This window comes from Streptomyces sp. NPDC001492 (assembly GCF_053597275.1).
In genome coordinates, this window is the sequence record NZ_JBSFHW010000067.1 from 1 (window position 1) to 15,596 (window position 15,596).

General features: G+C 70.0%; 13 protein-coding genes and 1 pseudogene. 5 read left to right on the forward strand and 9 right to left on the reverse strand.

Annotation, left to right across the window (positions count from 1 at the left end; all coding sequences use genetic code 11):
- Nucleotides 1-113 precede the first annotated feature (113 nt).
- The 5 genes from pgl to tkt are packed head-to-tail and all read right to left on the reverse strand — an operon-like array spanning nucleotide 114 to nucleotide 6,745.
- The gene (gene pgl / locus ACWC1K_RS46235; RefSeq protein WP_450839734.1) at nucleotides 114-896 is read right to left on the reverse strand and encodes a 6-phosphogluconolactonase; all 783 of its coding nucleotides are present in this window, start codon (nucleotides 894-896) and stop codon (nucleotides 114-116) included.
- Nucleotides 893-1,966, reverse strand: a complete 1,074-nt coding sequence (gene opcA / locus ACWC1K_RS46240) for a glucose-6-phosphate dehydrogenase assembly protein OpcA (protein ID WP_450839736.1) — start codon at nucleotides 1,964-1,966, stop codon at nucleotides 893-895. Before opcA ends, pgl begins: the two co-directional genes overlap by 4 nt.
- Nucleotides 1,963-3,486, reverse strand: coding sequence for a glucose-6-phosphate dehydrogenase (zwf, locus tag ACWC1K_RS46245; protein ID WP_450839738.1), 1,524 nt, complete (start codon nucleotides 3,484-3,486; stop codon nucleotides 1,963-1,965). The genes opcA and zwf overlap by 4 nt, the downstream gene beginning before the upstream one ends.
- Nucleotides 3,487-3,490: 4 nt before the next feature.
- Nucleotides 3,491-4,609, reverse strand: a complete 1,119-nt coding sequence (tal, locus tag ACWC1K_RS46250) for a transaldolase (RefSeq protein ID WP_450839739.1) — start codon at nucleotides 4,607-4,609, stop codon at nucleotides 3,491-3,493.
- A 33-nt stretch (nucleotides 4,610-4,642) separates the two neighbouring features.
- On the reverse strand, nucleotides 4,643-6,745 hold the full coding sequence (gene tkt / locus ACWC1K_RS46255) for a transketolase (RefSeq protein WP_450839741.1): 2,103 nt from the start codon (nucleotides 6,743-6,745) through the stop codon (nucleotides 4,643-4,645).
- A gap of 373 nt (nucleotides 6,746-7,118) precedes the next feature.
- Here tkt and ACWC1K_RS46260 point away from each other — a divergent pair, with 373 nt between their 5' ends.
- The 3 genes from ACWC1K_RS46260 (at nucleotide 7,119) to ACWC1K_RS46270 (ending at nucleotide 9,664) form a co-directional block, all read left to right on the forward strand.
- Complete coding sequence (locus ACWC1K_RS46260) at nucleotides 7,119-8,072, forward strand: heme o synthase (protein ID WP_450839743.1); 954 nt, start codon at nucleotides 7,119-7,121, stop codon at nucleotides 8,070-8,072.
- 92 nt (nucleotides 8,073-8,164) lie between these two features.
- Nucleotides 8,165-8,497 (forward strand): hypothetical protein, encoded by a 333-nt coding sequence (locus ACWC1K_RS46265; RefSeq protein ID WP_181922503.1) that lies wholly within the window; start codon nucleotides 8,165-8,167, stop codon nucleotides 8,495-8,497.
- 60 nt (nucleotides 8,498-8,557) lie between these two features.
- The gene (locus ACWC1K_RS46270) at nucleotides 8,558-9,664 is read left to right on the forward strand and encodes an amidohydrolase family protein (RefSeq protein ID WP_450839744.1); all 1,107 of its coding nucleotides are present in this window, start codon (nucleotides 8,558-8,560) and stop codon (nucleotides 9,662-9,664) included.
- Between the two features lie 19 nt (nucleotides 9,665-9,683).
- Here the strand turns inward: ACWC1K_RS46270 and ACWC1K_RS46275 are convergent, their stop codons facing one another.
- The 4 genes and pseudogenes from ACWC1K_RS46275 to ACWC1K_RS46290 all read right to left on the reverse strand — a co-directional run bounded on the left by ACWC1K_RS46275 (nucleotide 9,684) and on the right by ACWC1K_RS46290 (nucleotide 13,209).
- Complete coding sequence (locus ACWC1K_RS46275) at nucleotides 9,684-10,676, reverse strand: COX15/CtaA family protein (protein ID WP_450839792.1); 993 nt, start codon at nucleotides 10,674-10,676, stop codon at nucleotides 9,684-9,686.
- A gap of 85 nt (nucleotides 10,677-10,761) precedes the next feature.
- Nucleotides 10,762-11,478: an ABC transporter permease gene (locus ACWC1K_RS46280; RefSeq protein WP_450839794.1), complete on the reverse strand. Its 717-nt coding sequence runs from the start codon at nucleotides 11,476-11,478 to the stop codon at nucleotides 10,762-10,764.
- Between the two features lie 53 nt (nucleotides 11,479-11,531).
- Nucleotides 11,532-12,455, reverse strand: a complete 924-nt coding sequence (locus ACWC1K_RS46285; RefSeq protein WP_450839746.1) for an ABC transporter ATP-binding protein — start codon at nucleotides 12,453-12,455, stop codon at nucleotides 11,532-11,534.
- Between the two features lie 11 nt (nucleotides 12,456-12,466).
- Nucleotides 12,467-13,209, reverse strand: a pseudogene (locus ACWC1K_RS46290) (AAC(3) family N-acetyltransferase).
- Between the two features lie 172 nt (nucleotides 13,210-13,381).
- Here ACWC1K_RS46290 and ACWC1K_RS46295 point away from each other — a divergent pair.
- A complete protein-coding gene (locus ACWC1K_RS46295) occupies nucleotides 13,382-14,134 on the forward strand; it encodes a helix-turn-helix transcriptional regulator (protein ID WP_450839747.1) in 753 nt (250 codons plus the stop codon).
- The gene (sufB, locus tag ACWC1K_RS46300; RefSeq protein WP_450839750.1) at nucleotides 14,131-15,552 is read left to right on the forward strand and encodes a Fe-S cluster assembly protein SufB; all 1,422 of its coding nucleotides are present in this window, start codon (nucleotides 14,131-14,133) and stop codon (nucleotides 15,550-15,552) included. Before ACWC1K_RS46295 ends, sufB begins: the two co-directional genes overlap by 4 nt.
- The last annotated feature ends 44 nt before the right edge of the window (nucleotides 15,553-15,596 follow it).

Genomic DNA, 15,596 nt, shown 5'->3' on the forward strand with positions numbered 1-15,596 from the left:
CCACCCTCCCCAGCTCCTCACCACAAACACCCCTCCCCTGGTGGTTTTTGCGGGGGGGGGGGGGGGGGGCCGGCCCCCGGGACGGGAAGGGGCGGCGGGGGCGGATCACATCCTCACGGCGAAGCCGGTGGGTACAGCGAGCGGGGCAGCTGGGAGGCCGCCGTCGCGTCCAGGAGCCACAGGGTGCGGGAGCGGCCGCGGGCACCCGCCGCCGGGGCCTGCACCTCGCCCGCGCCCGACAGGGCGATAGCCACCGCCTGGGCCTTGTCCTCGCCGGCGGCCAGGAGCCACACCTCACGCGCCGCCCGAATGGCGGGGAGCGTCAGGGTCACGCGGGTCGGCGGCGGCTTCGGCGCGCCATGGACGCCCACCACCGTCCGCTCCGTCTCACGCACCGCGGGCAGCTCCGGGAACAGCGACGCCACGTGCGTGTCCGGACCCACCCCCAGCATCAGAACGTCGAACGTCGGCACGGCACCGTGGTTCTCGGGGCCGGCCGCCCGGGCCAGCTCCTGCGCATAGCCCTCCGCCGCGGCCTCGACGTCCGCACCGTACGGACCGTCCGACGCCGGCATGGCGTGCACCCGCTTCGGATCCAGCGGGACGGAGTCCAGCAGGGCCTCACGGGCCTGCGTGACATTCCGGTCCGGGTCGCCCTCCGGCAGGAAGCGCTCGTCGCCCCACCACAGGTCCAGCCGGCCCCAGTCGATCGCGTCCCGGGCCGGAGCGGCGGCGAGCGCCGCCAGCAGGCCGTTGCCGTTGCGGCCGCCCGTGAGGACCACGGACGCGTAGCCCCGGGAGGCCTGCGCGTCCACGATCTTCGTGATGAGGCGGGCCGCGGCGGCCTGCGCCATCAGTTCCTTGTCGTGGTGCACGACCAGCTGCGGAGTGCTCACTTCGCCGCCGCCTTCTTCGGCTCGTCCTTCACCGGTGCCTCCGCCGCCGCGTCCTGCGCGGGAGCTTTCGCAGCCTCTTCGACAGGGGTTTCGACGGGGGCTTCGGCCGTGTTCGGTTCTCCTTTGGCCGGCGCTTCCGGTAGGGAGGGGTTCAGCCGCTCCACCCCGAACCGCAGCGCCGAGGCATACGTGTCGTCGGGATCGAGCCGCCGCAGTTCCTCCGCGATCAGCTCGGCCGTCTCACGCCGCTTCAGCGCGACCGCACGGTCCGGCTGGCCCTGGATCGACAGCGTGGCCAGTGAGCCGTCCGCACGGTCCAGGACTATCTGGCCGGTGTTCGTCGCCATGCGGACCGCCGTCAGGCCCGGTCCGCCCGACAGCGACCGCTTCACCGGCACGTCCAGCCGGTCCGCGAGCCACATCGCCAGCAGTTCGCAGCTCGGGTTGAACTCCTCGCCCTCCACCTCGACGGCCTCCACCTCACAGGTGACCTGGTCGAGCGCGGCGGCCAGCATCGAACGCCACGGCGTGATGCGGGTCCAGGACAGGTCGGTGTCGCCGGGGGTGTACGTGTCGGCGCGGGCCGTCAGCTCCCGTACCGGCTGCTCCGCGGCGTACGTGTCCGTCACCCGGCGCTGGGCCAGTGCGCCCAGGGGGTCGTTCGCCGGGTCGAGGGGCGCGTTCACCGGCCACCAGGCCACCACCGGGGCGTCCGGCAGCAGCAGCGGCAGGACCACTGACTGCGCGTGGTCCACGATCTCGCCGTACAGGCGCAGGACGACCGTCTCGCCGGTGCCCGCGTCCGCGCCCACCCGCACCTCGGCGTCGAGGCGCGACTGCGTACGGTCGCGGGGCGAGCGCGAGACGCGCTTGATGACCACGAGGGTGCGCGAGGGGTGCTCGTGCGAGGCGTCGTTCGCGGCCTTCAGGGCGTCGTACGCGTTCTCCTCGTCCGTCACGATGACCAGCGTGAGCACCATGCCGACGGCCGGCGTGCCGATGGCACGGCGGCCCTGCACCAGCGCCTTGTTGATCTTGCTGGCCGTGGTGTCCGTGAGGTCTATCTTCATGGCCGGCGCCAGCTCCGTCCGTCTCGCTCGAGCATTTCGTCCGCCTCGACGGGCCCCCAGGTGCCGGACGGGTACTGGGCGGGCCTGCCGTTCTTGTCCCAGTACTCCTCGATCGGGTCGAGGATCTTCCAGGACAGCTCGACCTCCTCGGTGCGCGGGAAGAGGTTCGAGTCGCCGAGCAGGACGTCCAGGATCAGACGCTCGTACGCCTCCGGGGAGGACTCGGTGAAGGACTCGCCGTAGGCGAAGTCCATCGAGACGTCCCGGATCTCCATCGAGGTGCCCGGCACCTTCGAGCCGAAGCGGACCGTCACGCCCTCGTCCGGCTGGACGCGGATGACGATCGCGTTCTTGCCGAGCTCCTCCGTCGCCGTGTGGTCGAAGGGGGAGTGCGGCGCCCGCTGGAAGACGACCGCGATCTCGGTGACACGGCGGCCCAGCCGCTTGCCGGTGCGCAGGTAGAAGGGCACGCCCGCCCAGCGGCGGTTGTCCACCTCCAGCTTGATGGCCGCGTAGGTGTCCGTCTTCGACTTGGCGTTGATGCCCTCCTCCTGGAGGTACCCCACCGCCTTCTCGCCGCCCTGCCAGCCCGCCGCGTACTGACCCCGCACGGTGTCCCGGCCGAGGTCCTTCGGCAGCCGTACGGCCCCGAGCACCTTGGTCTTCTCCGCGGCCAGCGCGTCCGCGTCGAAGGAGGCGGGCTCCTCCATGGCCGTCAGGGCCATCAGCTGGAGGAGGTGGTTCTGGATGACGTCACGGGCGGCGCCGATGCCGTCGTAGTAGCCGGCCCGGCCGCCGATGCCGATGTCCTCGGCCATGGTGATCTGCACATGGTCCACGAAGGACCGGTTCCAGATCGGCTCGAACATCGTGTTGGCGAAGCGCAGCGCCAGGATGTTCTGGACGGTCTCCTTGCCCAGGTAGTGGTCGATGCGGAAGACCTGGTCCGGGGCGAAGACCTCGTGGACGACCTTGTTGAGCTCCTCGGCCGACTTCAGGTCGTGGCCGAAGGGCTTCTCGATGACCGCGCGGCGCCAGGAGCCGCCGGTCTGGTCGGCCAGACCGTGCTTCTTGAGCTGCTGGATGACGACCGGGAAGGAGCGCGGCGGCACGGAGAGGTAGAAGGCGAAGTTGCCGCCCGTGCCCTGTGCCTTGTCGAGTTCCTCGATGGTGCCGCGCAGCCGCTCGAACGCGTCGTCGTCGTCGAAGGTGCCCTGGACGAAGCGCATCCCCTGGATGAGCTGCTGCCAGACCTCCTCGCGGAACGGCGTACGGGCGTGCTCCTTGACGGCGTCGTGCACCTCGGCCGCGAAGTCCTCGTGCTGCCACTCGCGGCGTGCGAAGCCGACGAGGGAGAAGCCCGGCGGCAGCAGACCCCTGTTGGCGAGGTCGTACACGGCGGGCATGAGCTTCTTCCGTGACAGATCGCCCGTGACGCCGAAGATGACCAGGCCCGACGGCCCCGCGATACGCGGGAGCCGTCGGTCGGCGGGGTCACGCAGCGGGTTGCTGCTCGACAAGGGTTCAGCCCTCCGAGGGGGCGAGGCGCTCCAGCTCCGCCTCGGTCGACTTGAGCAGGTCGTTCCAGGACGCCTCGAACTTCTCGACGCCCTCGTCCTCGAGGAGCTGCACCACGTCGTCGTACGAGATCCCGAGCTTCTCGACGGCGTCGATGTCGGCGCGGGCCTGCTCGTACGTACCGGCGACGGTGTTGCCGGTGATCGAGCCGCTCTCCTCGGTGGCGTGCAGGGTGGCCTCCGGCATGGTGTTCACCGTGTTCGGCGCCACCAGGTCGTCGACGTAGAGGGTCTGCTTGTACGCCGGGTCCTTCACACCGGTGGAGGCCCACAGCGGACGCTGCTTGCGGGCGCCCGCGTTCTCCAGCTTGCTCCAGCGGTCGGAGGAGAAGACCTCCTCGTACGCCTGGTAGGCGAGCCGCGCGTTGGCGACGGCGGCCTTGCCGCGCAGCGCCTTGGCCTCGTCGGTGCCGATCTCGTCGAGCCGCTTGTCGATCTCGGTGTCCACGCGGGACACGAAGAAGGACGCCACCGAACGGATCTGCGAGAGGTCGAGGCCGCGCTCCTTGGCCTTCTCCAGTCCGGAGAGGTAGGCGTCCATGACCTCGCGGTAGCGCTCCAGCGAGAAGATCAGCGTCACGTTGACGCTGATGCCGAGGCCGATGACCTCGGTGATCGCCGGCAGACCCGCCTTGGTGGCCGGGATCTTGATGAGCGTGTTGGGGCGGTCGACCAGCCAGGCCAGCTGCTTGGCCTCGGCGACCGTCGCCCTGGTGTTGTGCGCCAGACGCGGGTCGACCTCGATCGACACGCGGCCGTCCTGGCCCTCGGTGGCGTCGAAGACCGGGCGCAGGATGTCGGCGGCGTCCCGGACGTCCGCCGTGGTGATCATGCGGACGGCCTCTTCGACGGTGACCTTGCGGGCGGCGAGGTCGGCGAGCTGCTGCTCGTAACCGTCACCGGACGAGATCGCCTTCTGGAAGATCGTCGGGTTGGTGGTGACGCCCACGACGTGCTGCTGGTCGATCAGCTCGGCGAGGTTGCCGGACGTGATCCGCTTGCGCGACAGGTCGTCCAGCCAGATCGCGACGCCTTCTTCGGAGAGGCGCTTCAGTGCGTCTGTCATGGAATTACATCTCCTACGTGTCGTATGTGAGCGTCAGCGCTGGGCGGCGGCGATGGATTCCCGCGCCTTCGCGGCCACGTTCTCCGCAGTGAACCCGAACTCGCGGAAGAGGACCTTGCCGTCGGCGGACGCACCGAAGTGCTCCAGGGAAACGATGCGGCCGGCGTCCCCGACGTACTTGTGCCAGGTGAGACCGATGCCCGCCTCGACCGCGACCCGCGCCTTCACCTGCGGCGGCAGGACGCTGTCCCGGTACCCCTGGTCCTGCTCCTCGAACCACTCCACGGAGGGCATGGACACGACCCGTGTCGGCACCCCGTCCGCCTGGAGCTGCTCACGCGCCTCGACGGCGACATGCACCTCGGAACCGGTGGCGATCAGGATGACCTGCGCCGCGGCGCTCTGCCCTTCGGGCCCTTCGGCCTCGAACAGGACGTAACCGCCCTTGGCCGCGTCCTCGTTGGGCGCGTATGTCGGAACGCCCTGGCGGGTCAGCGCGAGGCCGTGCGGGGCGCCCTTGCCGAACTCCTTGGTGTAGCGCCCCAGGATCTCGCGCCAGGCGATCGCGGTCTCGTTGGCGTCGGCCGGGCGGACCACGTTCAGACCCGGGATCGCGCGCAGCGAGGCCAGGTGCTCGACCGGCTGGTGGGTCGGGCCGTCCTCACCCAGGCCGATGGAGTCGTGCGTCCACACGTACGTCACCGGCAGGTGCATCAGCGCCGACAGACGCACCGCGTTGCGCATGTAGTCGGAGAAGACCAGGAACGTACCGCCGTAGATACGCGTGTGGCCGTGCAGCGCGATGCCGTTCATCTCCGCGGCCATGGAGTGCTCGCGGATGCCGAAGTGGATCGTGCGGCCGTACGGGTTCGCCTCCGGCAGCGGGTTGTCCGCCGGCAGGAACGAACTGGTCTTGTCGATCGTCGTGTTGTTCGAGCCGGCGAGGTCGGCGGAGCCGCCCCACAGCTCGGGGATGATCGCGCCGAGCGCCTGCAGCACCTTGCCGGAGGCGGCACGCGTGGCGACACCCTTGCCCGGCTCGAAGACGGGGAGCTTGTCCTCCCAGCCGGCCGGCAGCTCACCGGCGTTGATGCGGTCGAACTCGGCGGCGCGCTCGGGGTTGTTCTGCCGCCACAGCTGGAAGGACTTCTCCCACTCGGCCTTCGCCTCGCGGCCCCGCTCCAGCGCCTGGCGGGTGTGCTTGATGACGTCGTCGGAGACCTCGAAGGACTGCTCCGGGTCGAAGCCCAGCACGCGCTTGGTGGCGGCCACCTCGTCGTCGCCGAGCGCCGAGCCGTGGGCGGCCTCGGTGTTCTGGGCGTTCGGGGCGGGCCAGGCGATGATCGAGCGCATGGCGATGAAGGACGGCTTGTCCGTCACCTGCTTCGCGGCCTCGATCGCGTTGTAGAGGGCGTGCGGGTCCAGGTCGCCGTCGGGCTTCGGGGCGACGCGCTGCACATGCCAGCCGTAGGCCTCGTACCGCTTGACGGTGTCCTCGGAGACGGCCGTCTCGGTGTCGCCCTCGATCGAGATGTGGTTGTCGTCCCACAGCAGGATCAGATTGCCCAGCTTCTGGTGACCGGCCAGCGAGGACGCCTCGGCGGAGATGCCCTCCTGGAGGCAGCCGTCACCGGCGATCGCGAAGATGTAGTGGTCGAAGGGGGACTCGCCCTGCGGGGCCTCCGGGTCGAACAGACCGCGCTCGTAGCGGGCGGCCATCGCCATGCCCACCGCGTTGGCGACACCCTGGCCGAGCGGGCCGGTCGTGGTCTCGACACCCTTGGTGTGGCCGTACTCCGGGTGGCCGGGGGTCTTCGAGCCCCACGTGCGGAAGGCCTTGAGGTCGTCCAGCTCCAGGCCGAAACCGGCCAGGTAGAGCTGTGTGTAGAGAGTCAGGGACGAGTGGCCGGCGGACAGCACGAAGCGGTCGCGGGCGACCCAGTCCGGGTCGGCCGGGTCGTGCCGCATCACCTTCTGGAAGAGGGTGTAGGCGGCGGGCGCCAGGCTCATCGCCGTACCCGGATGGCCGTTGCCGACCTTCTGTACGGCGTCGGCGGCCAGGACGCGGGCGGTGTCCACGGCCCGCTGGTCCAACTCGGTCCACTCGAGGTCTGTGGTGGTCGGCTTGGTGCTCACCCTGAGTCAGGGCTCCTCTCCACATGTCACGCATGTCGAAACGTCACGCATGTCGAATGCCGGCGCACTGGACGCCCACCGGCCGCTGTCGAGCCTACCCCCGTGAGAACGCGCATTTTTTCGAGTCATTACAGACTGCCGGGCCCACGGACGATCCGCCTCCCGACTGGGCGGATCGCATTCGGCAACTGAATACGGAGCGGCTCATCCGAGTGCTCAATCGAGCTGTCGATCGAGCGTGTGTACGCCCCCTCCCAACACGACCCCACCCCCGCGAAGGTCGGGGTATGGGCAACGTCTACAGTGGCGTGGTACGCGCGAGCCTTTACCGGGACTTCACACGGGTGAGGCTTGCTGGGATGTCTCTGTAGGGGTGTGCGTGACGGCCGTCGAATCCCGTCCAGCCGGGGTGCTGGGGGAGAGCAGGAGCTCGAGTCACCGGCCGTTCGGGGCCCGTGTCAAGGCGTTCGTGGCGCTCACCAAGCCGCGGATCATCGAGCTGCTGCTCATCACCACCGTTCCGGTGATGTTCCTGGCGCAGCAGGGCGTGCCGGACCTGACGCTGGTGCTGCTCACCTGCGTCGGCGGCTACCTCTCCGCGGGTGGCGCCAACGCGCTGAACATGTACATCGACCGCGACATCGACGCCCTCATGGACCGCACCTCGCAGCGCCCGCTGGTCACCGGAATGGTCAGCCCGCGCGAGTGCCTCGCCTTCGGCATCACCCTCGCGGTCGTGTCGACGCTGCTGTTCGGCCTCACCGTCAACTGGCTGAGCGCCTGGCTCTCCCTCGGCGCACTCCTCTTCTACGTCGTCGTCTACACGATGATCCTCAAGCGCCGTACCTCGCAGAACATCGTGTGGGGCGGCATCGCCGGCTGCCTCCCGGTGCTCATCGGCTGGTCGTCCGTCACGAACTCCATGTCGTGGGCGCCCGTCATCCTCTTCCTCGTCATGTTCTTCTGGACGCCGCCGCACTACTGGCCGCTGTCCATGAAGGTCAAGGAGGACTACGCGCGCGTGGGCGTCCCGATGCTGCCGGTCGTCGCCTCCAACAAGGTGGTCGCCAAGCAGATCGTGATCTACAGCTGGGTGATGGTCGGGGTCTCGCTGCTGCTGACCCCCCTCGGCTACACGGGCTGGTTCTACACGCTCGTGGCGCTGCTGGCCGGCGGCTTCTGGCTGTGGGAGGCGCACGGCCTGCAGAACCGGGCCAAGGCCGAGGTGACGGGCGCGAAGCTGAAGGAGATGCGTCTGTTCCACTGGTCGATCACCTACGTGTCGATCCTGTTCGTGGCGGTCGCCGTGGACCCGTTCCTGCGCTGAACCCTTTGTGACGTCCGCCGGGCGGGGCGCGTGGTCAAGGCCACGCACCCCGCCCGTCGCCGTTGGATCTACCCGTCGGTAGCATCCTGGCCATGGCAGAGACTCAGCAGGTTGACCCGAAGGCCGAGCGCAAGGTGGCACGGCTCGCCAAGCAGATCAGCGCCTTCTCCAAGGCGCACGGCGGGGCCGAGGGCCAGGTGGCCTACATCGGCGAGCGCGGCGCGCGCATCGTCCTCGTCGGCGAGGACGGCGGCTGGGGCGACCTGGTGGCGCCCTCGTACGAGCTGGCCGAGAAGGCGGTGGAGAAGGCCGGCATCACCGTCCACGAGGACTTCGACGGCGAGTTCGCGGCCAAGGTGAAGACCGGCCGCTACGAGTGGACGCGCATGGCCGGGATCCAGGTGGGCGGTCCGAGCAACACCTAGTGCCGGGTTCACCCGTTAGGCCCTGTGACAGGTGCAGGGACCAGCACACGGGGAGTCCGGATGATCGAAATGCCGTCCCTCGTGGACCAGTACTGCCACGGCGTACTGAGGACGGAGCTGGGCCTCGGCACCTTCGAGGCCCAGCTGTCCCGCACCGAGGGCCCGCCCGCCGCGGGCACCACCCTCTTCGACACCCAGACCGGTTTCGCCGTACGACGCTGGTGCCCTCCGCTGCTCGGCCTGGAACCGCACTGCCCGCCCGCCCGCTATCTCGCCCGCCGTCGTGAACTGGGCGTACTGGAAACGGGCCGCAGGCTGCTGCGCGGCAGCGGCATCACGACCTATCTGGTCGACACGGGGCTGCCCGGTGATCTGACCGGGCCCTCGGAGCTGGCGTCCGCCGGGGCCGCCGAGGCCCGCGAGATCGTCCGCCTGGAGTTACTGGCCGAACAGGTCGCCGACACCTCGGGCACCGTGGAGTCCTTCCTGGCCAACCTCGCCGAGTCGGTGCATGCCGCGGCCGCGAACGCCGTGGCCTTCACGTCGGTCGCGGGCCTACGGCACGGTCTGGCCCTCGCGCCCGAGCCGCCGGGGCCGGGAGAGGTGCGGGGCGCCGCCGGCCGGTGGCTGGCCGGACGCCGGGTGGGCGGCGAGCTGACCGACGCCGTACTCCTGCGGCACCTGCTGTGGATCGCCGTCGCCTCGGGCCTACCGCTCCAGCTCCACGCGGGCCTCGGCGAGCCGGGCCAGCGCATCGACCGCACCGACCCGGTGCTGCTCACGGACTTCGTCCGCGCGACGGCGGGCCTGGGCACCGACCTGGTCCTGCTGCACGGCTACCCCTACCACCGCCACGCCGCCCACCTGGCCGGCGTCTTCCCGCACGTCTACGCCGACTCGGGCGCCGCCCTGGTCCGCACCGGCGCCCGCGCCGCGACCGTCCTCGCCGAGATCCTGGAACTGGCCCCCTTCGGCAAGATCCTCTTCTCCAGCGGCGCCCACGGCCTGCCCGAACTGCATGTCGTGGGGGCGCGGCTGTTCCGGGAGGCCCTGGGACAGGTGCTGGGCGGCTGGGTCACCGAGGGGGCGTGGTCGCTGGCGGACGCGCAGCGCGTGGCGGGCATGGTGGCGGCGGGGAATGCCCGCAGGGTGTACGGACTGGAGTGAGCCGTACCGGGACAGGGCCTCAGGCGCGCGTGCCCACCGTGACCTCGGCCGAGGGGCCGGGCAGGTCGGCAACGGCCTCCGGTCGCTCCCGCAGTGCCAGCAGCACGCGCAGCGCCCAGATCCAGATCAGGCAGGAGCCGAACATGTGCAGCCCGACGAGCACCTCGGGCAGGTGCGTGAAGTACTGGACGTAGCCGATGACGCCCTGAGCGAGCAGCACCAGGAACAGCTCGCGGGTGCGGGCCAGGGGGTCCCTGGGGGCGTCGACCGCCTTCAGGACGAACCACAGGGCGAAGGTCAGCGTCACCACGATCCAGGCGAGCACCGCGTGCAGCTTGGCGACCGTCTCCCAGTCGATCGGGATCCGCTCGACCTCCTTGGAGTCGCCCGCGTGCGGTCCCGCGCCGGTGACCACCGTGCCCACGGCGATCAGCAGCACGGTGGCGAGGACCAGGAACCACACCATCTGCTGCACCGGCTTGCCGACCAGCGGGCGGGGCGCCCCGTCGCCCTCGCGAGTGCGCTGCCACATCACCACGGCGACCGCGATCAGCGCGGAGGCGAGCAGGAAGTGCGCCGCGACCGTGTACGGGTTGAGGCCGACCAGGACCACGACGCCGCCGAGCACCGCGTTGCTCATGACCAGCCAGAACTGCGCCCAGCCCAGACGGGTCAGGCTGCGCCGGTACGGCTTCTCGGAGCGCGCGGCGACGATCGCCCAGCCGATGGCGGCGCACAGCACATACGTCAGCATGCGGTTGCCGAACTCGATGGCGCTGTGGAAGTTCATCTCGCCCGTGGGCGCGAGCGAGTTCGCGGTGCACTTGGGCCAGGTCGGGCAGCCGAGCCCGGAGCCGGTCAGCCGCACCGCCCCGCCGGTGACCACGATGACCACCGACATGACGAGCGCGGACAGAGCCGACCGCTGGACCGTCCGGGGCTCGGGGGTCCAGCGTCCGGCGATGAAGGAGAGCGGGTTGCGCAGGGCCGCCACGGCGTCGGCGCGGGTCACGTTTGGCACGGGCCCATCGTAGGCGGGCCGCTTGTGCACGCGTTCACGAGGGTCCGCGAAGCCCCTGTGCCCGCACTGCTGCGGGTTACTCCCAGCGGAAGAACCTGCCGGCCGCCGCGAGCCCCACGACCGCCCACACCCCCAGAATCCCCAGGTCACCCCACGGCATCCCGGCCCCGTGCTGCAGCACGTCCCGCAAGCCGTCGGAGAGGGCGGAGATCGGCAGGAGTCCCAGCACGTCCTGCGCGCCCTGCGGGAACTTGTCCATCGGCACGATCACGCCGCCGCCCACGAGCAGCAGCAGGAAGACCAGGTTGGCGGCGGCCAGGGTCGCCTCCGCCTTCAGGGTGCCCGCCATGAGGAGCCCGAGGCCGGAGAAGGCCGCGGTGCCGAGGATCAGCAACAACAGGACTGCGGCCGGGTTTCCGTGCGGCGACCAGCCCAGCGCGAAGGCGATCACCGTCAGGAGGATCACCTGCAGGACCTCGGTGACCAGCACTGATGCCGTCTTCGCGGTCATCAGGCCCCAGCGGGGGAGCGGCGAGGAGGCCAGGCGCTTCAGGACGCCGTAGCGGCGCTCGAAGCCCGTGGCGATCGCCTGGCCGGTGAACGCCGTCGACATCACGGCGAGCGCCAGGATGCCGGGGGTGAGGAAGTCGACGGCCTTGCCCGCGCCGGTGTCGACGATGTCCACCGAGCTGAACAGGACCAGCAGGAGGGTCGGGATGACGACCGTCAGGAGGAGCTGTTCGCCGTTGCGCAGCAGCATCCTCGTCTCGAGCGCGGCCTGCGCCGCGATCATGCGGGGGAGGGGGGCCGCGCCGGGCTTCGGCGCGTACGTACCGGTGGCCGTGGTCACGAGCGCAGCTCCTTGCCGGTGAGCTCCAAAAAGACGTCTTCGAGGGTGTGCCGTTCGACCGAGATCCTGTCCGGCATCACCCCGTGCTGCGCGCACCAGGACGCCACCGTCGCCAGCAGCTGCGGGTCGACCTTGCCGACGACCCGGTACGAGCCCGGGGTCAGCTCCGCCGCCGAGCAGTCCGCGGGCAGCGCCTTGAGCAGGGAGCCCACGTCCAGGCCCGGGCGGCCGGTGAAGCGGAGCGTGTTCTCGGCGCCGCCGCGGCACAGCTCCTCCGGGGAGCCCTGGGCGATGACCCGGCCGGCGTCGATGATCGCGACGTCGTCGGCGAGCTGTTCGGCCTCGTCCATGTAGTGCGTGGTGAGGATGACCGAGACGCCGTCGGCGCGCAGGTCGCGGACCAGGTCCCAGGTGGCATGCCGGGCCTGCGGGTCGAGGCCGGCGGTCGGCTCGTCCAGGAACACCAGCTCCGGGCGGCCGACGACGGCCATCGCGAGCGCGAGGCGCTGCTGCTGGCCGCCGGAGAGGCGGCGATATGTCGTACGGCCACAGGAATCGAGGCCGAGCCGCTCTATCAGGGCGTCCACGTCCAGCGGGTCGGCGTGCAGTTTCGCCACGTGCCGCAGCATCTCGTCCGCCCGCGCACCCGAGTAGACGCCGCCGGACTGCAGCATCACGCCGATGCGCGGATGCAGCTCACGCGCCTGCCGTACCGGGTCGAGCCCCAGGACGCGCACGGTGCCCGAGTCCGGTCTGCGGTATCCCTCGCAGGTCTCGACGGTCGTGGTCTTGCCCGCGCCGTTCGGGCCGAGCACGGCGGTCACACCCGCCTGGGCCACCAGGTCGAGGCCGTCCACAGCGGTTTTGGTGCCGTACCGCTTCACCAGGGCCTGAACCTGGACCACGGGCTCACTTCGCATGGGACCAGAGTCTAGGTACGGGTTCCACGGCCCGGACGGGCGGGTGCAGGATCTCCACTCCCAGGGGGTGCGGGGATCTCGTCCTCACGGGACCGGTGCAAGGCCGGCCACCGCCGCATACGCCACCGCGTCAGCCACGGGGAACAGCCGGACCTCGGCGGCGCCCACCTTCCCGCGCACGACGGCACGGTCCCGCTCGAAGTCGTACCCCAGCTCGTCGAACCGCTCGGAGGTGATCGACACCTCCGTCACCGTCTCCCAGCCGCCCCCGGGCGCGGGGCGCCCCACCGCGACGAGCGGCGACGGTATTCGGTACTCGGCGAGGTGGAAGCTGGTGCGGGAGCCGTACCCGGCGCCGAGTGGCTGGCCGCCGGGGCGCGAAGCGGCGACCCGCGCTGAACCCGGCGCTGACGGCGTGCCGCTGCGCCCACCCGTGTCGCCCCAGCGGCACGACTGCCCGCAGCTGCGCAGTGCGATCCAGCCGGTCCGGCGTTTGAGGACGAGGCCCGTTCAGGGCCGAAGGGGGTCTGGGGCACAGCCCCAGGAACGCGCTGCAAGGGCTCGCGGGGCATCCGAAACTACACGTTCAGCTCCCCATGCGGCTCTGCCGCCGGAGGCACCCGCAGACCCAGCCGAGGCTGCTGAGGGAGGAGTGCGCCAGGAGGGTCTCGCCGGTTTCGACGCCCAGCAGGCGCAGCTGGGTGGCGATGGTGTCGCGGGGGACAAGAGGGCCGGTCGGAGGGGGTGTCGGCATGGTTGGGGCGTGTCCCCGAAGGCGCTCCCGGCCGCCACCGAATTGGCCCTGCTCCGATCGATCAAAGATCGTTTCCGCAGGTCAGGTTAGGTGTGCCTAAGTGACGCAGGGCACCGTCCAGCAGCCGGGACGCGGGTTGCCCGCCCCTGAGGAATTACGCAACAATGGCGTTGTGAAAAACGTCGGCGAGGCTCTGGAGACCCCCACGGGGGCGCACCAGGAAGAGCACGCGACCGGTGAGCGCTCCACGCGCAACCGGGTCGCGCGGTCGATCCTGGACCACGGGCCGTCGACCGTCACCGAGCTGGCCGGGCGCCTCGGGCTCACCCCCGCGGCCGTACGACGGCATCTGGACGCGCTGGTCGCGGACGACGTCGTCGAGGCGCGGGAGCAGCGGGTGTACGGCGCGCGCACGCGCGGTCGTCCCGCCAAGGTGTTCGCGCTGACCGACTGCGGCCGTGACGCCTTCGACCAGTCCTACGACAAGCTGGCCGCGGACGCCCTGCGCTGGATCGCGGAGCGCTTCGGCGGGGACGAGGCGGTGGTCGCCTTCGCCCGCGCGAGGATCGCGGAGCAGGCCGCCGCCTACCGCGCGGCGATCGAGGCCGCCGCCCCCGAGCAGCGCACCGAAGCCCTGGCCAAGGCCCTGAGCGCGGACGGGTACGCTGCTACGGCGCGCAGCGCCCCCCTCCCGCAAAAAGGTGAGCAGCTCTGCCAGCACCACTGCCCGGTGGCCCATGTCGCGGAGAAGTTCCCGCAGCTGTGCGAGGCGGAGACCGAGATCTTCTCCCAGCTGCTCGGCACGCACGTCCAGCGGCTGGCGACCATCGCGCACGGCGACGGCGTCTGCACGACGTTCATCCCCAAGATTTCCAAGACCACTGACAACGCAACTGCAAGCACGGCCGGGAGGAACCCCGCATGACTCTCCCCACGGAGACTGCCCACCCTGAGCTCGAGGGTCTGGGCAAGTACGAATACGGCTGGGCCGACTCCGACGAGGCCGGTGCCTCTGCCAAGCGCGGTCTGGGCGAGGACGTCGTCCGGGACATCTCGGCCAAGAAGAACGAGCCGGAGTGGATGACCAAGCTCCGTCTCAAGGGCCTGCGCCTGTTCGAGAAGAAGCCCATGCCGAACTGGGGCTCCGACCTCTCGGGCATCGACTTCGACAACATCAAGTACTTCGTGCGCTCCACGGAGAAGCAGGCGGAGTCCTGGGAGGACCTGCCCGAGGACATCAAGAACACGTACGACAAGCTCGGCATCCCCGAGGCGGAGAAGCAGCGCCTCGTCGCCGGTGTCGCGGCCCAGTACGAGTCCGAGGTCGTCTACCACCAGATCCGTGAGGACCTGGAGGAGCAGGGCGTCATCTTCCTGGACACCGACACCGCCCTGAAGGAGCACCCCGAGCTCTTCAAGGAGTACTTCGGCACGGTCATCCCGGTCGGCGACAACAAGTTCGCGTCGCTGAACACCGCGGTGTGGTCCGGCGGCTCCTTCATCTACGTGCCGAAGGGCGTGCACGTGGAGATCCCGCTCCAGGCCTACTTCCGCATCAACACGGAGAACATGGGCCAGTTCGAGCGGACCCTGATCATCGTCGACGAGGGTGCCTACGTGCACTACGTCGAGGGTTGTACGGCCCCGATCTACAAGTCGGACTCGCTGCACTCCGCGGTCGTCGAGATCATCGTCAAGAAGAACGCCCGCTGCCGCTACACGACCATCCAGAACTGGTCGAACAACGTCTACAACCTGGTCACCAAGCGCGCCGTGGCGTACGAGGGCGCGACCATGGAGTGGATCGACGGCAACATCGGTTCCAAGGTGACGATGAAGTACCCGGCCGTCTACCTGATGGGCGAGCACGCCAAGGGCGAGACCCTGTCCATCGCCTTCGCGGGCGAGGGCCAGCACCAGGACGCCGGCTCCAAGATGGTCCACATGGCGCCGAACACCTCCTCCAACATCGTCTCCAAGTCGGTGGCGCGCGGTGGTGGCCGCACCTCCTACCGCGGTCTCGTCGAGATCGGCGAGGGCGCCCACGGCTCCAAGTCGAACGTGCTGTGCGACGCGCTGCTCGTCGACACCATCTCCCGCTCCGACACGTACCCCTACGTGGACGTCCGTGAGGACGACGTGTCCATGGGCCATGAGGCGACCGTCTCCAAGGTCTCCGAGGACCAGCTCTTCTACCTGATGAGCCGCGGCCTCAGCGAGTTCGAGGCGATGGCGATGATCGTGCGCGGCTTCGTCGAGCCCATCGCGAAGGAGCTGCCGATGGAGTACGCGCTGGAACTCAACCGGCTGATCGAGCTCCAGATGGAAGGCGCGGTCGGCTAAGCAACGGCCGCCCCCATCAAGTCACTTACGTAGGAAGAGAGCAG